Here is a 1,694-nt window from a genome sequence, read left to right as displayed (position 1 = left end):
TCACCCCGCAGCCCACCCATGATGAAAGATTTAATATATAAAAAAAAAGGGAATATTTCCCTCATATTGGTGGAGTCGATGGGACTTGAACCCACGACCTCTACCGTGCCATGGTAGCGCGCTCCCAGCTGCGCCACGACCCCATAAATATAAAAACTTCATTTGAGCATACAAATTATAACATAAGTGTTCTCTTTTTTCAAGCATTTTTTTTAACATAAAATCACAATTTACAACTATTTATTATTATTGTAGTTGACAAAACCTTAGAATTCAACTCTACTTATTAGTATCCCTTCAGCATCGTATAGTGCCGCAATATCTCCATCGTTATTCCAAACATAAGCTCCTGTCCATTTTAAATTAGCTGGAGGTTCATCTATCGCGCCACGACCTGACAAAATATTCACACATTTTCCAGCTCTAAGTATATATCCATCTGGAAAATTAAACTTTTGGTTTCCAACTTCGCTAACCAAAGCCCATCCTGTTAAATCTACGTCTTCATCAGTATTGTTGCAGATAGTAACCTTTTCATCAGAAACATCTAAGTTCGTAATCAATATAGAAGTTTTTTGTGGTGCTGATTCTTGAGCATCTTCCATAAGATTAACAGTGTTAATTGGTTCAACGTTAAAATTTATTTTATTCCCATCACTAATAGCTATAATATGTCCCTGCAAATCTGTACGAAAAAGATCTACCTTATACATTTCTAATCTTTCTAATACTTCCTGTGCTGGGTGACCGTAATTATTATTTTTACCAACAGAGATCACCGCATATTTTGGACTAACTTCCTTTAAAAACTCTTGCGAAGTTGATGAATAAGATCCATGATGGCCAACCTTAAGAACATCTGCTTTTAAAAACATACCGTTATCTATCATATCTTTTTCAGAAATTCTATCGGCATCTCCAGTGAAAAGATAAGAAGAATTTCCAAAATCTAACTTCACGACAGCACTCCAAGAATTAAGGTCTGTTCCATAATTTTTCACAGGTCCAAGAAAATACACATTACTAAATGAAGGACAACCTATCACAGCCGCTAATGCAGAATTAATTAAAGTAATTCCAACCTTAGCTGATTTAATGTAGGTTCCTTCGTTTCTCACTTCTAAAACAAAATCATTGTAAGTTTTCGTGGTGTGAGAAACATCCGGGGCATAGACATTTTCAACTTCAAAGGCTTTTAAAACATCATCTAACCCACCTATATGGTCTGCATCTGGATGGGTGGCTATCAAATATTCTATATCATCAACACCTTGGGATTTGAGGTAAGTAACTACATCGTCACCATACCAATTATTTCCACCGTCAATTAGGATATCAACATTATTTGGTAATTTTATATAAATTGAATCTCCTTGACTAACATCAATAAAATGCACTTCAACATCCGAAGTTATAGGAAGAGATATGCCTGATCTTTCTAAAAATGGCAAATAATCTTTAATTTTCTCTATTAATTTTTGGGTATAGTTAACTTTCAAATACATTAATTCATCTGTTTGATAGCTAGTAACGTAGTTCCAAATAAAACTTGGAGAATTAAAGGATAAAGAAAAGGAAAATGGAAGAAGTAATATGCAAAATATCAGTAGAGCCTTCTTCATAAGCATCTCCTCACTACTTTGCTTATTATACTTTTACTGTTTTTAGACACTCAAAAGCTTTCTTTAGCGCCC

1 protein-coding gene and 1 tRNA gene are annotated in these 1,694 nt (G+C 34.4%); both read right to left on the bottom strand.

The genetic code is table 11. From position 1 onward, the window contains the following. Positions 1 to 67: 67 nt before the first annotated feature. A tRNA-Ala gene (locus AA81_RS12315) sits at positions 68 to 143 on the bottom strand. 123 nt (positions 144 to 266) lie between these two features. Further along, positions 267 to 1,622, bottom strand: coding sequence for an MBL fold metallo-hydrolase (locus AA81_RS12310; RefSeq protein WP_169926267.1), 1,356 nt, complete (start codon positions 1,620 to 1,622; stop codon positions 267 to 269). Between the last annotated feature and the right edge of the window lie 72 nt (positions 1,623 to 1,694).

Source organism: Petrotoga halophila DSM 16923 (assembly GCF_002924615.1).
This window is presented reverse-complemented; position numbering and strand designations above follow the sequence as displayed.

What these genes read in the sequence shown, in the direction of transcription:
- AA81_RS12310 (WP_169926267.1), bottom strand. Translation starts at nt 1,622, where the DNA reads ATGAAGAAGGCTCTACTGATATTTTGCATATTACTTCTTCCATTTTCC.